15 protein-coding genes are annotated in these 16,188 nt (G+C 61.8%); 9 read left to right on the top strand and 6 right to left on the bottom strand.

Translation table 11 applies throughout. The features are described 5' to 3' along the window. Window positions 1-67: 67 nt before the first annotated feature. The 6 genes from GXB81_RS13510 (at window position 68) to GXB81_RS13485 (ending at window position 5,022) form a co-directional block, all read left to right on the top strand. Complete coding sequence (locus GXB81_RS13510) at window positions 68-496, top strand: FixH family protein (RefSeq protein WP_240158699.1); 429 nt, start codon at window positions 68-70, stop codon at window positions 494-496. An 83-nt stretch (window positions 497-579) separates the two neighbouring features. Continuing rightward, window positions 580-1,695, top strand: a complete 1,116-nt coding sequence (locus tag GXB81_RS13505; protein ID WP_205989392.1) for a DJ-1/PfpI family protein — start codon at window positions 580-582, stop codon at window positions 1,693-1,695. A 163-nt stretch (window positions 1,696-1,858) separates the two neighbouring features. Beyond that, complete coding sequence (locus GXB81_RS13500) at window positions 1,859-2,617, top strand: outer membrane lipoprotein-sorting protein (RefSeq protein WP_205989405.1); 759 nt, start codon at window positions 1,859-1,861, stop codon at window positions 2,615-2,617. Next, window positions 2,614-3,888 carry a hypothetical protein gene (locus GXB81_RS13495; RefSeq protein ID WP_205989391.1) on the top strand — a complete coding sequence of 425 codons (1,275 nt, stop codon included), beginning with the start codon at window positions 2,614-2,616 and terminating at the stop codon, window positions 3,886-3,888. Before GXB81_RS13500 ends, GXB81_RS13495 begins: the two co-directional genes overlap by 4 nt. 10 nt (window positions 3,889-3,898) lie before the next feature. Next, window positions 3,899-4,621 (top strand): 4'-phosphopantetheinyl transferase superfamily protein, encoded by a 723-nt coding sequence (locus GXB81_RS13490; RefSeq protein ID WP_205989390.1) that lies wholly within the window; start codon window positions 3,899-3,901, stop codon window positions 4,619-4,621. Beyond that, window positions 4,618-5,022: a RidA family protein gene (locus tag GXB81_RS13485; protein WP_167037017.1), complete on the top strand. Its 405-nt coding sequence runs from the start codon at window positions 4,618-4,620 to the stop codon at window positions 5,020-5,022. Before GXB81_RS13490 ends, GXB81_RS13485 begins: the two co-directional genes overlap by 4 nt. A gap of 16 nt (window positions 5,023-5,038) precedes the next feature. Here the strand turns inward: GXB81_RS13485 and GXB81_RS13480 are convergent, their stop codons facing one another. From GXB81_RS13480 to GXB81_RS13455, 6 genes are all read right to left on the bottom strand, one after another. Beyond that, window positions 5,039-6,205 carry a cytochrome c peroxidase gene (locus tag GXB81_RS13480; protein ID WP_346777792.1) on the bottom strand — a complete coding sequence of 389 codons (1,167 nt, stop codon included), beginning with the start codon at window positions 6,203-6,205 and terminating at the stop codon, window positions 5,039-5,041. Between the two features lie 133 nt (window positions 6,206-6,338). Beyond that, window positions 6,339-7,301 (bottom strand): amidohydrolase family protein, encoded by a 963-nt coding sequence (locus GXB81_RS13475; RefSeq protein WP_205989388.1) that lies wholly within the window; start codon window positions 7,299-7,301, stop codon window positions 6,339-6,341. 5 nt (window positions 7,302-7,306) lie between these two features. After that, a complete protein-coding gene (locus GXB81_RS13470) occupies window positions 7,307-7,972 on the bottom strand; it encodes a GNAT family N-acetyltransferase (RefSeq protein WP_205989387.1) in 666 nt (221 codons plus the stop codon). Window positions 7,973-7,988: 16 nt separating this feature from the next. Then, window positions 7,989-9,011, bottom strand: coding sequence for a cysteine synthase family protein (locus GXB81_RS13465; protein WP_205989386.1), 1,023 nt, complete (start codon window positions 9,009-9,011; stop codon window positions 7,989-7,991). Between the two features lie 186 nt (window positions 9,012-9,197). Continuing rightward, the gene (locus GXB81_RS13460) at window positions 9,198-11,090 is read right to left on the bottom strand and encodes an alpha/beta hydrolase (protein ID WP_205989385.1); all 1,893 of its coding nucleotides are present in this window, start codon (window positions 11,088-11,090) and stop codon (window positions 9,198-9,200) included. A gap of 13 nt (window positions 11,091-11,103) precedes the next feature. After that, the gene (locus GXB81_RS13455) at window positions 11,104-11,370 is read right to left on the bottom strand and encodes a phosphopantetheine-binding protein (protein WP_167036999.1); all 267 of its coding nucleotides are present in this window, start codon (window positions 11,368-11,370) and stop codon (window positions 11,104-11,106) included. 167 nt (window positions 11,371-11,537) lie between these two features. Here GXB81_RS13455 and GXB81_RS13450 point away from each other — a divergent pair, with 167 nt between their 5' ends. The 3 genes from GXB81_RS13450 (at window position 11,538) to GXB81_RS13440 (ending at window position 16,187) form a co-directional block, all read left to right on the top strand. Next, a complete protein-coding gene (locus tag GXB81_RS13450) occupies window positions 11,538-12,302 on the top strand; it encodes an iron-containing redox enzyme family protein (protein WP_205989384.1) in 765 nt (254 codons plus the stop codon). A 22-nt stretch (window positions 12,303-12,324) separates the two neighbouring features. Further along, complete coding sequence (locus GXB81_RS13445) at window positions 12,325-13,857, top strand: AMP-binding protein (protein ID WP_205989383.1); 1,533 nt, start codon at window positions 12,325-12,327, stop codon at window positions 13,855-13,857. 83 nt (window positions 13,858-13,940) lie between these two features. After that, window positions 13,941-16,187, top strand: coding sequence for an AMP-binding protein (locus GXB81_RS13440; RefSeq protein WP_205989382.1), 2,247 nt, complete (start codon window positions 13,941-13,943; stop codon window positions 16,185-16,187). The last annotated feature ends 1 nt before the right edge of the window (window position 16,188 follow it).

The following is a 16,188-nucleotide window of genomic DNA, read 5'->3' as shown; positions in this document are numbered from 1 at the left end:
GATGTTTTATGCATGTGGAATTTAATTCATCAATCGTTCTTTTATGGACGGGACAATCGTGCAGAAGATGCTCAAATTGTTACTGGCGGCGTTCGTCCTCTCATTGTTGCTTTGCAATGCGTATGGTCAGCAGGTGCCTGCCAATCTGAATCTTGCACTGACGCAGCAGACGAACGCGGGCAAGTACGTGATTGCGCTCGAACCGCCGGAACGGAACGTGCGTCTCAACCAGATCCAGACGTGGAGCATGACGCTGCGCGCACCCTCCGGTCAACTGGTGCAAGGAGCGGTGATCGACGTCGGCGGCGGCATGCCGCAGCACGGACATGGACTGCCGACGCAACCTCAGGTGGTGCAGCAGGGCGATGCCGGGCACTACCTTCTGGAAGGCATGAAATTCAGCATGCCGGGATGGTGGGTGATCAATCTGAAGGTCAGATCGCCAATGGGTACGGATGCGGTGACATTCAATGTCGTGTTGCCGCCATCGTCGTGATAACCCGGCACGATGGTCCTGCCAGGTCGAAGCAGATGGATGCAGGTTGAAGTACCTGGTGACGCAATTTTCAAGAGGTCTCCATGCGAAGAATTGTTATGTTCTGGCTGATGCTGCTGATCGCCGTCACTCCGTTTGCCGCCGTGCATCTGGCCGTTGCGACATCGGCGAAGACGACGAGTGCCAGGCCCGACCGTTTGCCGCCTTATCAGCCGCGCTTCGGTCGTTCGCGTCCGGTCGTGGTCGTGGTGGGCGAGAACTACTACACCGAGCTCACGGACTATGTGGTTCCGTACGGAATACTGATGGCTTCGGGGGCGGCAGACGTCATCCCGCTTGCGACGCAACCCGGTCCGATTCGCATGTTCCCCGCGCCGATGAACGTGATACCGAAGGAAACGACGGCGGAATTCGATCAGCGCGTTCCCGAGGGCGCGGACTACGTGATCGTTCCGGCCGTGCACCGCGATAGCGATGCGACGTTGGTATCCTGGGTTGCGGAGCAGGCGAAGAAGGGGGCGACGATCGTCGGCGTGTGCGACGGCGTGTGGGTCGTGGCGAGAGCGGGGCTGCTCGATGGCCGTCGCGCGACGGGGCACTGGTACTCCATGGGCGATCTGCGCAAGAAGTTCCCGAAGACGAACTGGGTCGAGGGCAAGCGCTATATCGCCGACGGCAAGGTCGTCACCACGACGGGCGTGACGGCGACGATTCCGGCATCGCTCGCGCTGGTGGAGGCCATTGCGGGGCGCGAACGCGCGGATGAACTGGCGGAATCGCTGGGCCGGCAGTCGTGGTCGTCGGAAATTCCGAGTGCGAGCTTTCACCTCGGCTTGCCGTCGATGATGACGATCGCGGGCAACTACGTGTCCTTCTGGTCGCACGACGACTTCGGCATTCCGATCGAGCCGGGCGTCGATGAAATTGCGCTCGTGCTGCAAGCCGACGTCTATTCGACCACTTTTCGTTCTACCGCCTATACGGTTGCGCAAAGCCGCGACCCGATACGCACGAAGCGCGGACTCATGATCGTGCCGGACAGGGTGGCGGGCATCGATGCGCCGAGCCGCATGCTGCCCGCGCCTGATTCCAGCCGGCCGTTGCGGGCGCTGGACGAATCGCTGAAGGCGGTTGCCGACGATTTCGGCAAACGCACCGCCGCGTGGGTTGCATTGCAGATGCAATACCCGGGCTACTAGCCGCCGCGCAAACCTTGCCGCGCGCTGCATGCGCGGCGCTCAACCGATTGTTTCGTTGCCTTCCTTTCAGGGACGGGCCGGTCCCGCACACCCTTTGACAAGCCACATCGCAAGGGAGTCTCCCATGTTGTCGATTCGTTTCGTGATCCGTGGCGCGGTCGCCATGACGGTGGCCGCCGTGGTCTGGTCCGCGGTGCAGGCGGCCTCGGTGGCGGGCGATGCGCAGGGCATCCTTGCCGCCAGCGACGCCATTCGCAATCCCGCCCAGCCGTTCTCGCTGAACGTGACGCTGACCCAATACACGGACGGCAAGCAGACGGATTCGAACGCGTTGCAGGCGTATTCACGCGTCGATCCGAACAGCGGCCAGTTCCGTAGCCTGATCCGCTTCGAGGCACCCGCACGCGATGTGAACAAGTTGATGCTCAAGACGGGCAACGACCTGTGGTTTTTCGATCCCACCAGCAAGGCCAGCATCCGCATCTCGCCGCAACAGCGCCTGCTTGGCCAGGCATCGAATGGCGACGTGGTGACAGTGAATTTCGCGCAGGGCTACAAGGCGCGCATCGAAGACGAAGAGGACGTGCAGGACGGCGACCGGCAGACGCGCCGCGCCTACAAGCTGGCGCTCACAGAAAGCGTGCCGGACATGACGTACAACTCCGTCGAGATGTGGATCGACAAGGAAAGCCAGCGGCCCATCAAGGCGCGCTTTTTCAGCGACAGCGGCAAGCTGCTGAAAACCGCGTTCTATCGACGCTATCAGGAGCAACTCGGCGCGCTGAGGCCGACTGAAATCGTCATCATCGACGGGCTCAATCCGAATCTGGTCACGGTTATGCGCTACTCGGACTTCACCGCGCGGGAGATCCCCGACAGCTGGTTCCAGCATGACTATCTGCCGAGCTTCCAGCCCGAATGATGCGTGGGTGCGTCGTCTTCGCCGTGCTATCGCTGCTGGCCGGCACGTGTCATGCGGATGATGCGGAAGAAGCCGGACTGAAGCTGGCCGATGCCACGCCGACGCAGAAGGTGGACAAGGCGGACTATCAGTTCAGCCTCGAACCGGCCTTGCGTCTTGCGACCGTGCGGCCGGACGACCAGGTGCAAACGGCCGAGCGTCTCGCCATCGAGCTGGCGGTGCAAAAGGCCTTCGCGACAGGCTGGCGCTTCAACTTCGCGGGCCGCCTCGATCTGAATGGCCCGCAACGCTTCAGCGGCGACCCCGGCGCGATCAATACACTCAAGGAGTTTTACGTTAGCGGAAGCGTCGGACGCGAGGGACAGAACCTCGTCGATATCGGCCGGATCAACATGCGCCTGGGTGTGGCGACCGGCTACAATCCGACCGACTATTTCCGTGACAACGCCGTGCGCTCCGTCGCGTCCGTGGACCCGGCCAGCCTGCGCGAGAACCGCCTCGGCACCGTGATGCTGCGGGGCCAGCGAGTGTGGACGGGTGGTTCGCTGACTGCCCTGGTTGCGCCGAAGCTCGCGAGCGGGCCGAATGATGCGGACTTTTCCGTCGACCTTGGCGCAACCAACCAGAATACGCGCTGGCTGATGGCCGTGAGCCAGCACATGGTTGCCGATCTGTCGCCGCAGTTTCTGCTCTACGGCGACGGCAAGCCCGGGAGCTCGCCGCAGTTCGGTGTGAACCTCACACATCTGATCAACAACGCGTGTGTGGGGTATGTCGAGTGGACCGGCGGCCGCAGCCCATCGACCCTCGCGCGCGCGCTGGGGCAGCCGGAAAGCGATGTCGCGTTCCGCTGGAGCCTGTCGACGGGCTTGACGTGTACGACGTCGCGGAATCTGTCGTTGACGCTCGAATACCAGCGAGACGGCGCGGCACTCGACAAGGCAGGCTGGGAATCGCTTCAGAAAGGCCCGCAGCAGCAGTACCTCGCTTACCGTAATCTCGCCAACGCACAGCAGGATCCGGCGACGCGTGACGATGTGTTTGCGATGCTGCGCTGGCAGGATGCGTTCATACCGCGGCTCGATCTGAGCGGCTTCATCCGTATGAATCTCGCCGATCACAGCAGTTTGACATGGCTCGAAGCACGCTATCACCTCAATCGCACCGACGTCGCGCTTCAGTGGCAACTGAATGGCGGCAGCAGCCTCAGCGAATACGGCGCGATGCCTCAGCAGACGCTGTGGCAAGTGCTCGTCAAGCATTACTTCTGAGGTGACTGTCATGCTCGACATCTGGTGTTCGCTGTCCGCGCCGGCACTTGTGCCATGCCTGAGCGACGACGAGCGGCAACGGCGCGACCGGTTCAGCGCCGCTGTCGCGCGCAAGCGCTACGAACGCGCGCATTCGTTGAAGCGCCTGGTGCTTGCGCGATATGGCAACGCAGACTCACCGCTTGATCTTGCTTTCACGAGCAACAATTGCGGCAAACCGCAAGTCGTTGAGCCGTTTCCCTATCGTTTCAACCTGAGTCACAGCGGGGACTGCGTAGCGATTGCGGTGTCGGCGGTCGAGGTGGGCGTCGACGTGGAGTGGCATCGACCGATCTTGGGTGCGGCATCGCTTGCGCGGTTGGTATTCAATGTACGGGAGCGCCGCTGGCTCGAGCGGCAGCCGTGTTTCGACGATGCATTCTTTCGTCTATGGACTTTGAAGGAAGCGCTGCTCAAGGCGGCAGGCACAGGCTTTAGTCGCCCTCCACGGGATGCGTGCTGGCAAGACCTCGACGAAACGCAGCCGGGTGCGTGGTACGAAGGCCGTCAATGGACAGGGCTGAGCAGGAAGATCGGATGCGCGACGCTGGCCGTGGTCGCGAGCGCCGATTGTGCGGTTGCACGTGCACGGCTGTTTTGCATCGACGGCGCATCGGGTGTCGGCGAACTGTACTGGACCGAGATGTCCTGGAAGGCATCGCAATCCCAAACTCAAAGGAGTGACGCACTATGAGGCATTTCGTTACGTCCGGCGAAGGTCTGCCGCAATGGTCCTCGCCGATCAGTCATGCGGTCGTCGTCGACGACATGTGCTATCTGAGCGGCCAGTTGTCGATCGATAGCGATGGCCACTACGTCGCCGGTACGCCGGCGCAGGAAGCACAGCTTGCCTTCGACAATCTGTTTCGCGCGCTGGACGCTGCTGGCTTCGAGCCCGCGAATCTGGTGTTCGTCGATATCGCATTCACGGATCTCGGTGCGCTGCCAGAGGTCAACGAAGTTTTCGCCGGACGGTTCGAAGCCGGCCGACGCCCCGCACGCACGATCTATCAGGTCGCCGCGCTGCCGTTTGGCGGACAGGTCAAGGTGATGGGTGTCGCGATCAGGGAGCGCCGGTCGTCCAATGCGGCGTAAGCGTGCCGCCCGCGCATCACTGCGCGGGCGGCATCTCGATGATGGGACCGGAGAGCGCATGTAGCAGGGCGATAAGATCTTGTTGCTCGGTCTCCGAAAGATCCAGTGTTTTCAGCTCGCTTGTCCCAACCACGGCGTTCGGCGGTTTGGAATAGTGGCGCATCACGTCTGCGAGCGTTGCGAACTGGCCGGCGTGCATATACGGTGGACGGAGTGCGACATTGCGCAGCCCCGGTGTCTTGAACGCGCCTAACATGTGAGGGTCGTCTTTGGCAATGAAGCGCAATTCGCCGCACTGGTCGGGTTTGGTGTCACTGAACGGACCCATGCAGTTGAACTCATCGGTAAGCACTTTTTGAATCGCGGCGGCTCTACCCTGATCTGCATGTCTCGGGTCGGAGGGCGGAACGGCTGCGTTGTGGAACTGATGGTCGGTAAGTAGCGGGCCGGTATGGCAGGTAGCGCATTGCGCCTTGCCGAGGAAAAGATGCAGACCGGTTTTTTCGGCAGGAGTGAGCGCCGCGAGCAGTTTAGGATCGTTCTTCGAAATTCCGTCGATGTACTGATCGACGCGCGAATCTCCAAACCGCAACGTTGCTTCATAGGCCGCGAGCGCTTTGCCCATGTTCGCGAACACGCGCGATATGTCGGTGCGCGCTTGGCTATCGAGCTTTTGCCACGCGGCCTTTTCGGCCTCGGTGCCGAGTGGACTCGCGTTTTGCGGGAGCTTACCCAGGTCCGGTACCGGGCCGAAGAGGGCCTCGTAGCCGGTTCGATAGTGCTCCTGTACCAGATGCGCGTCGTGCAGGCGATTGCTGCCATGCTCCTTCTGGTCCTCCAGTGGACCGAGCGCCTGCGCCCACAAGCTGTCCTTGCGACCGTCCCAGAAGAACCACGGCCCGGCTGTCACATCGACGACGGGCATTGTCCTGCGCACCCCTTCGCTCAATCCCTGCGCGCGTGGCAGGCCGTCCTGGAATTGCCGGTCCGGGTGATGACAGCTTGCGCACGAAACAGCGCCGTTCCGGCTAAAGCGTGGATCGTTGAACAGCAGTTTGCCGAGTTGAGCTGCTTCGGGCAATGCGGCGACCCGGTTCGACGGGTCGATATTGATGGCGGCGGGCGTCAAGCGCATCGCAGCCAGTTGTGCCTTTTCGTCGGGCGTCCAGTGATCGAGGTCCACCGTGCCAGTGCCGCTGTTCCGGCCGTCTTGCGCGTGAGCGAGGCACGCGATCCAACCGTATGCGACGACGATCGCAAGCCGCGCAGCCAGAGCGCGTACGTGTTCTCCCGATGCTGAACGCTTCCTTTCGCGATTACGCCGCCATCGTCGCAAGCTGTTTCTCCGGAAGCAGGCGCATCGCATTATGCGACATCAGCCACGTGCGCTGATGCGGCGACACGGCCGACAACGGGCCATCCTGCGCGGTGAACATGTCCATGACCTTTCGGTGTCCACCCGAGTTCCGGAACACCGGCCAGTCGGTGCCGAACAGGATTTTGTGATTGATGCCCATCCTGAACAGGTCGGCGAGCGCGGCGCGCCAGCCTTGCGGATGCATCGAGGCGAGAAACGCGCTGATGTCGAGATACACGTTAGGCCGGTACGCACACAGGTTGACGCATGCTTCGACGTGATGGATCGCGCCGTGAGCGAGAATGAAATTGACGTCAGGGAAATCCATCGCGGCGCGCTCGAGCAGGTCCGGATGCGAGTACGAAAAGTCAAGCGTCGGACTGGTCGGGCCGATGTGCATCAACACCGGCAACTGTCGCGCGTTGCAAAGCTCGTAAAAGGGGTAGAGCAGGCGATCGCTCGGACTATATCCGCAAGGCGGATACAGCTTCAGGCCGGCAACGCCATAGCGGTCGACGCCTTTCTCGAAGAGCGCCAGCCCATCCGGGCCCCAACGCGGATCGACACCGCCGAACACGAAAAAGCGCCCGGCGTGGCGCGCGAGAATCTGGTGATGCTCGGCGAACATCTCGTCGATGGTCAGCTCGCTCTTCATCACGTACGTGAAGTCGGGCAGCAGCAGCACGGCTTGGGCGATGCCGGCCGAATCCATCTCCTTGACGAGCGCATCGCCCTGATGGTCCTGGCTCAGCTTCACATACATGTCGAGCAGTTCGCCCAGCGATTTCTTTACGCCCGTCGCCGCGAGCCGCACCTTGACGTTGCGGCACAGTCCTTCGAAGAAAGCAGGCGGGATGAATCGCGTCGATGCGATGTGACAGTGAGCATCGATGACGAGCCCGTCGTAGGTCGTGCCGCTCATGCTGCTCACGCCGCTTGCGCGCCGGACCGCGGGGAATCGGCGACGCGTGCCTGAAGCATGCCGAGCGAGCGTGCCTTGAGGTCGGCGACTTTCTGCATCATGAAGTGTCCCGCATGCGTCTTGCCTTGCGCGCGAGCGTAGTCGGGCAGCACACCGTAGGTCTGGAAGCCGAAGTGGTCCCACACGCGATAGGCGGGCGTGTCGGCGCGCACATCGAGCGTGACCAGTTCCACGCCATCGGCCTCGCATTGCAGCGCAATCTCGACGAAGGCGGCGGGCAGCACGCCGCCGCCGCGAAATGCTTCGTGGATCATGCCTTTAGCGAGATCGGTGATATGGCGATTGTTCGGATTGAGATTACGGCGCAGCGTGCACAGACCGATCAGCGTGCCGTTATCCGCGAGGATCGCGAGCAGGCGGCACTTCTGCGCGGCGAGGTTCGCCCGCAATTCGACAAGATAGTGTTCGGCTTCCGTATCGCTGATCGCTTCGGCAAAACCGATGATCGGTGCCGACTGGCTCGTATGGCGCATCAGTTCGACAATCTGTTCGCCGAGCCGCGCATCGACGTCCGGCGGCCAGCGGTAGATGACATGCGACACTCGCGCCTTTTCGAAGACGATGACGTAATGCGCGCCATCCGCCGCGACGGTTCTCAGGGAGTCGTTCATGGCTGCCAGGATCGTGTTAGAGAGATTCGAGCGCGAGCGCGTGAGCCTCGGTCGCTTCCGTCGCGGTGTCGAGATCGCGCAGAATGTCATGCAGTCTGTGTGCGCTCAGCCACTCGTCGTCGTAGATGGTTTCGAGGTATTTGACGCCGCTGTCCGGCAGCACGAGCACGATGTTCGCCGGATCGTTCAGCCGTTCCACATAGCACCGCGCCGCGTGCGCAATCGATCCCGACGAGCCGCCCAGCAGCAGCCCTTCGTCCAGCGCCAGTCGATGGCAGCCGGCGAAGGCGTGACGGTCCGATACCTTGACTGTTTCGTCCACCAGATCCGTGAGGATGTTGCCGGGCTTGAAGCTGAGCCCCGAGCCGTTCTGCAGATGCGGCACGTACACCCCGCCGAATACCACCGAGCCTTCCGGTTCGACGCCGATCACGTGGGTGCGCGAATCGCGCTCCTTCAGGTAACGCGCGATGCCGCTCAGATGGCTTCCCGTGCTCGCGGACACGACGACTGCGTCGACCTTGCCCGACAACTGGTTGACGATCTCGGGACCCGTCGAGTAGTAGTGTGCGTCGATGGCTGCGGGGTTGTTGTATTGATCGAGGTTGATGCAATTCGGCGTGGTCGCCGCAAGCGACTTCGCTACGGCGATGCGCTTTTTCTGGTAGCTGCCCGTTTCGTCGGGCTGATTCACCATTTCGACCTGGCCGCCAAACGCGCGCACGACGTTGGCATTCGCCTTCGGCGTCTTCGGGTCGAGCACGCAGATAAAGCGGTATCCGTGAATCGCGCACAGCATCGCGAGCGCATGGCCCATATTGCCCGAGGTCGATTCGACAATCGACCAGCCCGGCTTCAGACCGTAATCGCGCTCGGCCTGGCGCAGCAATTGCAGCGCGCTGCGGTCCTTTACGCTATAGCCTGGGTTGTGGCACTCGAGCTTGCCGAAAACGCGGATATTCCGTTGCTCGTTCGAGAGGCTCCTGAGATGAAGCAAAGGCGTATTACCGATCAGTTCGACCAGACTGTTTGCGTACATGGGAAATCCTCCAGCCAGCAGTTTTTTCCTGGCCAATCCAGAGACCGCGAGGCGCGTGCTATTCGCTAACCATTCGCCAACGTGTCGCGCTTCGGCCAAAGGCGTGGTTGATAGTGTCACTCTAGTGAGATGCAGAACCTGCGTGTAGCTGTCCGTTAGGGCAGTGTGGAGCGACGATCCCGCACGTCATATTTCTCCATGCACGACGGTTTCGTTGTGTTCCGGGTGTGCTGCTTTCAATGTGGACGCGCGCGAGAGCCGCGGGTGCGGCGAAGCGGTTGCGGGACCATCGGCGACGAATGCCCGCATCAAGTGTGCGAGCAAGTCGCTGTTCTGGTTGATCAGGTGATGACTGGCGTGGTGCAGTTCAAAGTGCAGAGGCCGGCACAAGTCAGCGCAAATAGCATGCGCACGAATCGAGCATGTCATGCTGTCGTTCTTCCCGGTGACGAGCATGACGGGCAGATCACCGAGTTCGTTCGGATGACGCGCCACGATGTGATGCGTGCGAAAGTTCAGCAACTGTCTGCTGTATTCCACCATGTTCGACGCGGAGAGAAACGGCGCGTGCAGCCAGTGAACGGTCGCGCTATCGGCGAGTTCGAACACGGACGGCTGGGGGTCGCCGCCTTGTGCGTTTGCTTGCCGCTCGAGCAGCGCGATCATCGACTTCGCCATGCTTTGCGCGGCCTGTGGCGTTCGGTCGACCAGTTTGCACATCGTATGCAGGTTCTTCTCATAGACCGAGTCGGAGCCCACATGATCTTCCGCGCCGGCGAACGAGGGGGCGAAGAGACTCAACGACGCGATGGTGTCCGGTAACGCACGCGCCAGTTCGATCGCGTACTTCGCACCGCCGCACCAGCTTGCCACATGACAGGTCTCGTAGCCTTCCTCGGAGAGCATGGCCGAGACCGCTTCGGTGAAGCGTGGCAAGGCGTCGTGCGTCGAATAGTAGATTCGCGGTAGGGAAGCGCCTTCGTGTTCCGTTTCGTCGTCGATCGCAAACACGGTGAAGCGATCGAGCAACGCATGGGCAAAGTCGTGCCAGACATCGTTGGACAGGCCAAACGCGTTGACCAGCAGAATGGCGAAATGGCCATTTCCGACGCGCAGATAGCTGTGACCTGTACGAGTCGATTTGCGCTGCACCCCCGCAAGTTTTCCAAAGCACGGTGCGGTTCGCCGGCAATGCGAGCCGAGTCGAGTCGCCACACGATACGTCACGAGACTACGCCAATCGAATCCGCCTGGTGAGAGACGGTGCACATGTATCGCGTTGCTGGTCTGTGCCTCGTGCGGCCCATCGTCGAGGGCAAGAGTTTCGGCTACATGGCGCCGTTCCTGCTCGATGAGCGCGTCGATCGTTGCGGTTCCGGACTCGCTGCCGGCGTCGCGCACGGGGACGTTCGCCGCGTTCGCAACGGTCTGTACCAACGCGCGCCATGTGAACGACGCATCCGCCCGAAGCACGTGGACGCCGGGCACGCGTGTCGATGCATCGTCGGATGCGAGCCATGCCATGACGGATTCGACCGTTAGCAGGTGCACGTCGCCGGTGTCATCCGCCGGAAGCGCGAGCGGCTCACATTCAAAGTATGCATCGGCGCGACGGCGGACTTCGAAGATCGGGTTAGCGATGCTATCGGTGAGCGCATCGAGCGGCATGCATACCGCGTTGGAATCCGCGGCGTCGGAGTCTGTGGCCTTGCAATCCGCTACCGCGTTAGCCAGTACGACAATACAGGCTTCGGCAAGCGTATCTGGGGCATAGCCGAATACAACGCCGAGTATCTGTAAAAAGCGCCCGTACTCTTCATGCATCGCCAGCAGGGGATCATCGACAACCAACCGCAGACGTTCCGCTCGCCCTCGACGCAACAATGCCTGAATTGTTGGGGACTGCACCGCGCAAGCGCCGTTAGCAAGCGCGCACAAGGCACTGACGTCCCGCTTCGTCAGGAATACAGTCGATTCGCCACCTTCCGCCACACGACCACCGCCCGCCATGCGTTCGCAATAACGTGCGAATTGAAATGCGAGCGGATGCACGCGATCTTCTGCCACACCGGTAGACATAGGCATAGGCACCTCAGACCTTGACGGCAAGCAGTGTTTCGACAAGATCGACGGCATCGCCGACAGTCGCCAGATTCGCGACGGCTTCCGTGTGCTCGGCGAAACTGATGTCGAAGCGTTCTTCCGTCAGAGCCATCAGCGATAGCAGCGAAATGGAATCGAGCATCAGATCGCCGGTCAGCGTCGTGTCGCGCGTAATCGATGCCGGCGCTATGTCGATTGCGACGATCTGCGGGATCAATCCGGTGAGCGCGTCGAACACGTTGACGTGATCTTCCATGTGCTTCTCCATTGGTCACAGGCGTTCTGTTTTATAACCGCTGCGCCGGGCCCTGAAAACCTGAACTGCCGTACAGGGTGAGGCAGGACCGTCCGAACGGACAGGTTTCGGTGACAGCCATTGGGCTTTACAGTCTGATTACCCCCAACCGACAGGGAACGACGATCATGACGCCAGCCGCTGAAGCCGTTGCATTGGACAAGGAAACGTTTGCACGCGCATTGCGCTCGACGCTCGAAGAACAACTCACACTCGATCATCCGATTTTCAGGGAGCTGTTCACGCCTGAGCGGAACTGGAACCTGCTGAAAATCATCACGCTCGAGGGCTATCAGATCACGAAATATTTTCTCGAATATATCGAGAATCTGTATTTTCTCTGCCCGTATCCGGAGCACAAGCGGCGTCTTCTGTACAACCTGTTCGAAGAAGAGACAGGGCGTTTTTCGAAGACCAAGAACCATGTCGAACTCATGGAAGATTTCATTCGCGCGCAAGGCATCAGTGACGAAGAGCGCGATGCATGGACGCCGTCGGACGCCACGCGCGAACTGATCGACTATCGCCTCGAGAACTGCAAGGGCGAGGCCACGTACCACATCGGCGCGGCGGCTGTGATGATCGCCAGTGAGGGTCAGAGCCTCGAAACGCGTGCGGGCGACGCGCGCCACACGATTCTCGCGAGCTGCTATGGCCTCACGGAGGAGGACACGCGGTTCTTTTCGGTTCACCAGAAGGAGGACATCGGACACGTCGCCGAAGGCATCCAGCTCGTATCGGAACTGTGCAGGACGCCGCAGGCGCAGGAAGAAGCACTCTTCGCGGTGCGCCACACCTGCCGTCTGTTCTGGAACATGTATGAGAGCGCCGCGCAGAAATACTACGCGCTCGGTGCCGATGCCGGGGCCGAAACGTCGCGGCTGGACGCGTGACATTCATCGAGGAGCGTACGCCATGAGGCTCGACGAAATTATCGGTCGTCTGTGCGGCAAGCCCCATACGTTGACCTTCGTCGACGACAAGGGCGGACAGACCACCAGGACATTTCACGATCTGTTCGTCGACGTGCTCGCGATGGTCGAGCACGGCAAGGCGCGGGGACTTGTCCCCGGGTGCCGTGTCGGCATCGCGGCGCCGAGTAGCTACGCATGGATGGTCTGGGATCTGGCATGTATCGAACTGGGATGCGTGTCCGTCACGTTTCCGAACGACAGGCTTGCGCAACCCTGCGAGGCGTCGATCGATCAGTATCAGTTGACCCTCATGGCCGTCGATCCTGGCTGGCTCGATGCCGATGCGCCACGCTCCGATCGTGTGATTGATATCGGCTTCGTGCCCGACACAGAGGGTAGTCAGGCAAACCAGGTTCGCCGCCTGCCACGCGTGTCGCCTATTGTGATCCAGCATTTGCCTCACACGCATTCGATGGTGTTCAGCTCGGGCACGACGGGCAAGAACAAAGGCCTGATCGTCGGCCGGTGCGGCACGGAAAATCTGCTCAATCTCTATTTCGAAGCGTTCGGTGTCGAGCCCGGCGATCGCTTTCTGACGTTCCTTCCGTTCGCGAATTATCAGCAACGGATGATCTACTACTTCTGCCTCTATCACGGCATCGATTTCGTCGCCGTGCCGTTCAAATTGTTGTTCGGCGGCCTGAAGCAGCAGCGGCCTACGTTCGTGATCGCACCGCCGATTCTCTACGAGACGCTGCAAAACCTCGCACGCGCCGGTGCCGGCGCGCAGCAAGCCGAGGGTGACGCACTTTCTCGCCGGCTGAAGGAACTGACGGGCGGCAACATGCGCTACATGATCACCGGCATGGCCCCCATCAAGCGCACGGCGCTCGATTTCTTCTGGGAATGCGGCATTCCACTCTACGAGGCCTTCGGCATCACGGAGGCCGGTATGGTCGCGTGGAACAAGCCGGGCTGCGTGCGCGTCGGGACCGTGGGGCAACCCGCCGAAGCAGGCTCCGTCTCGCTGTCGGACGAGGGCGAGGTGATCGTCACGCGCAGTGCGCTGCTGTCGCTGGGGTACTTCGAAGCGTCGGAGGAGGACGCGCGCACGACGTTCGTCGGGCCGAATTCGGTAGCGACGGGCGATATCGGAGAGTTCGACGACGAGGGCTTTCTGCGTGTCATAGGCCGCAAGAAGGACGCGATCGTCACGAGCAATGGCGAGAAGTTTCATCCGGAGCCGATCGAGGCGCTGCTGCACCGCGATCCGCGCGTCGAGGTCGCTGTCGTACTGGCGGGCCAGAGCGCGGGTCTGAACGTCGTCATTTCGACGCGCCGGCATGACGATGCCGAGGTCACGCAGACATTGCGCGCGCATGTCGCTTCGGTCAACGAGACGCTTCCGGCGCAACGGCAACTGACGCACATCGTGTTCACCGGCAGCGAGTTCACCGTCGAGAACGGCTTGCGCACGAAGAATCTGAAGCTCAACAGGCGGGCCATCGCCGCAGCCTTTCTGCGGCAGGCATGAATCGGGGCCGCCACGCCGTGAGCGCGCAACGCGAGAACGCAACACGCCGACAGACCTGACCCGCAACATTCAAGAGACTGTTCATGACCTCACATCCGTTTCCGACGACACACGAGCCCGCGTCCATCATCGAGACGCTCGCCGCATGGAGCGAGCGCGAACCGGATCGCACCGCGCTGACGATCCTGCGCGACGGGGAGACGATCGAAAGCGAAAGCACGTTCAGCGATCTGAATGCGGGGATGCGGTGTATCGCAGCAGGTTTGCGCAGCCGTGTCGCTGCCGGCGCGCGCGTCATTCTGCTGCTTCCGACGAGCTTCGAGTTTGTTTGCACATTCTACGGCTGTCTTGCCGCGGGCATGATCGCAGTGCCCGCATTCCATCCGCAGCAGCCGCGCAAGATAGCGCAGTGGAAGAAGCTGCAGGCCATCGTTGAAAACAGCGGCGCATCGCTCGTAGTCGCTCCTGTCGGCTCGATCGATAAGCTGCGGATGCTGCGCGAAAAGGAAGATCTGTTCGCCGGTTGCGATTTCGCTACCTATGAGGAGCTGTGTACGGCCGGCGCGCCCGCGGCGGATGCGCCATTGCCGTTGCCGACGGGTTCCGATCTCGCGTTTCTGCAATACACGTCCGGTTCGACGGGTACGCCGAAGGGCGTGATGATCACGCATGCGAACATCGTCGATAACCAGCGTGTGATTGCGGACCTGATGGGGCACAGCAGCGAGACGCGCATGCTGTCGTGGCTGCCGCTCTATCACGATATGGGTCTGTCGATGATGCTGCATCTCGCGTCGATCGGCACCAGCGTGATCCTGATGTCGCCGTTCGCGTTTATCCAGCAGCCGGGGCGCTGGCTGAGGGCGATCGCAGCGCATCGGGCAAACACGTCGGGCGGTCCGAACTTCGCCTATCAGCTTGCCGCGTTGGCGTTGCAGTTGCCGGAAGACACCCAGCCGCAACTCGACCTCTCTGCATGGAAGGTGGCCTTTTGCGGCGCGGAGCCGATCAACCGCAATACCGTGGCCACGTTTCTCGAGGCGGCTGCGCCGCACGGTTTCGCACCGCAAGCGTTCTATCCGTGCTACGGCATGGCCGAAGCCACGCTGCTCATCACCGGCGTGAAACACGGCGAAGGTGTCCGCTACCTTGAAGTCGACAACAGGCAATTGTCGGCGGGCGTCATCGAGCGTGCGCAGGCAGGACAGGCGGATATCAAGAGCCTCGTGTCGTGCGGCTCGACGGGACGAGGCACGGAGATTCGCATCGTCGACTCCGCGGGCGCAGCCGTCGCCGATCAGTACCGCGTCGGCGAGATCTGGGCGCGAGGCGATGGCATCGGCATCGGCTACTACGGCAATCAGCAGGCCACCCAGGACACCTTCCGCGCCACGCTCCCGGATGAGCCGCCCGGGGCCGGCGGCTTGCCGTTCATGCGCACGGGCGATCTCGGTGCGTTTATCGATGGCGAACTGTTCGTGACCGGTCGCGTGAAGGACATGCTGATCATCCGGGGCCGCAATCTCTATCCGCAGGACGTCGAGGAGTGCGTGCAGGACGCGGTGCCGGAGTTGCGGCGCGGTTGCGGCGCGGCGGTGTCGGTGACGGTGGATGGCGAGGAGAAGCTTGTCATCGTGCAGGAGGTTGGGCGCGCCCAGCGACGTGCGATGGATGCCCGCGCGACGCTGCGCCAGATGATCGTGGTGGTGGGCGAAGACTTCGGTATCACGCCGCATGCCGTCGTGCTGGTTGAACCCGCGACCATCGAAAAGACCTCGAGCGGCAAGATCGCCCGTGCCCTATGCCGCCGTGCTTACGTGCAGGGCGAGTTGCGTACGGTCGCGAGCTGGACTGAAGGCCGCTATGAGGGCGGCGAACCGGGAGAAGCGCCTACGCCGCGCACGGGTCGTGAAGACAAGGCAGCGGCAGCACTGCTCGTCAAACGTGATCTGGAGAGGTGCATTGCGCGCATCGTTGCCGCGCATCTGAAGATTGGCGAGGAGCAGGTGTCTCGCACGACCCCTTGGGTCGAGATGGGATTCGATTCGATGAGCGCGCTGCAGTTCGCGCTGAAGGTGCAGCACGCGACGGGCGTCGCATTCGACGCCGCCGCACTTTGGGATTGCGCGAACGTCGAACAGCTGGCGGCGCATCTTGCGGATATGCGGGGAGCGGGAAGCGGCGCGTCGGCGACGGCCGAACCCGCGCCGCCGCCCGCGACGCAAGCGACAGCCGCCACCGGCGAGGACGAGCGGCGTAGCGCCGAACAGCTGATGGAGTTGTCGGACGCCGAGGCCGAGGCGTTGTTGCTGAAAGAACTGGACCGCTAGA

Origin of the sequence: Paraburkholderia sp. Ac-20336 (assembly GCF_017105025.1) — a bacterium.
In the GTDB taxonomy this organism is placed as follows: Bacteria; Pseudomonadota; Gammaproteobacteria; order Burkholderiales; family Burkholderiaceae; genus Paraburkholderia.
The sequence above is the reverse complement of the archived record's forward strand: the minus strand, read 5'-3'. Positions and strand labels throughout refer to the sequence as shown.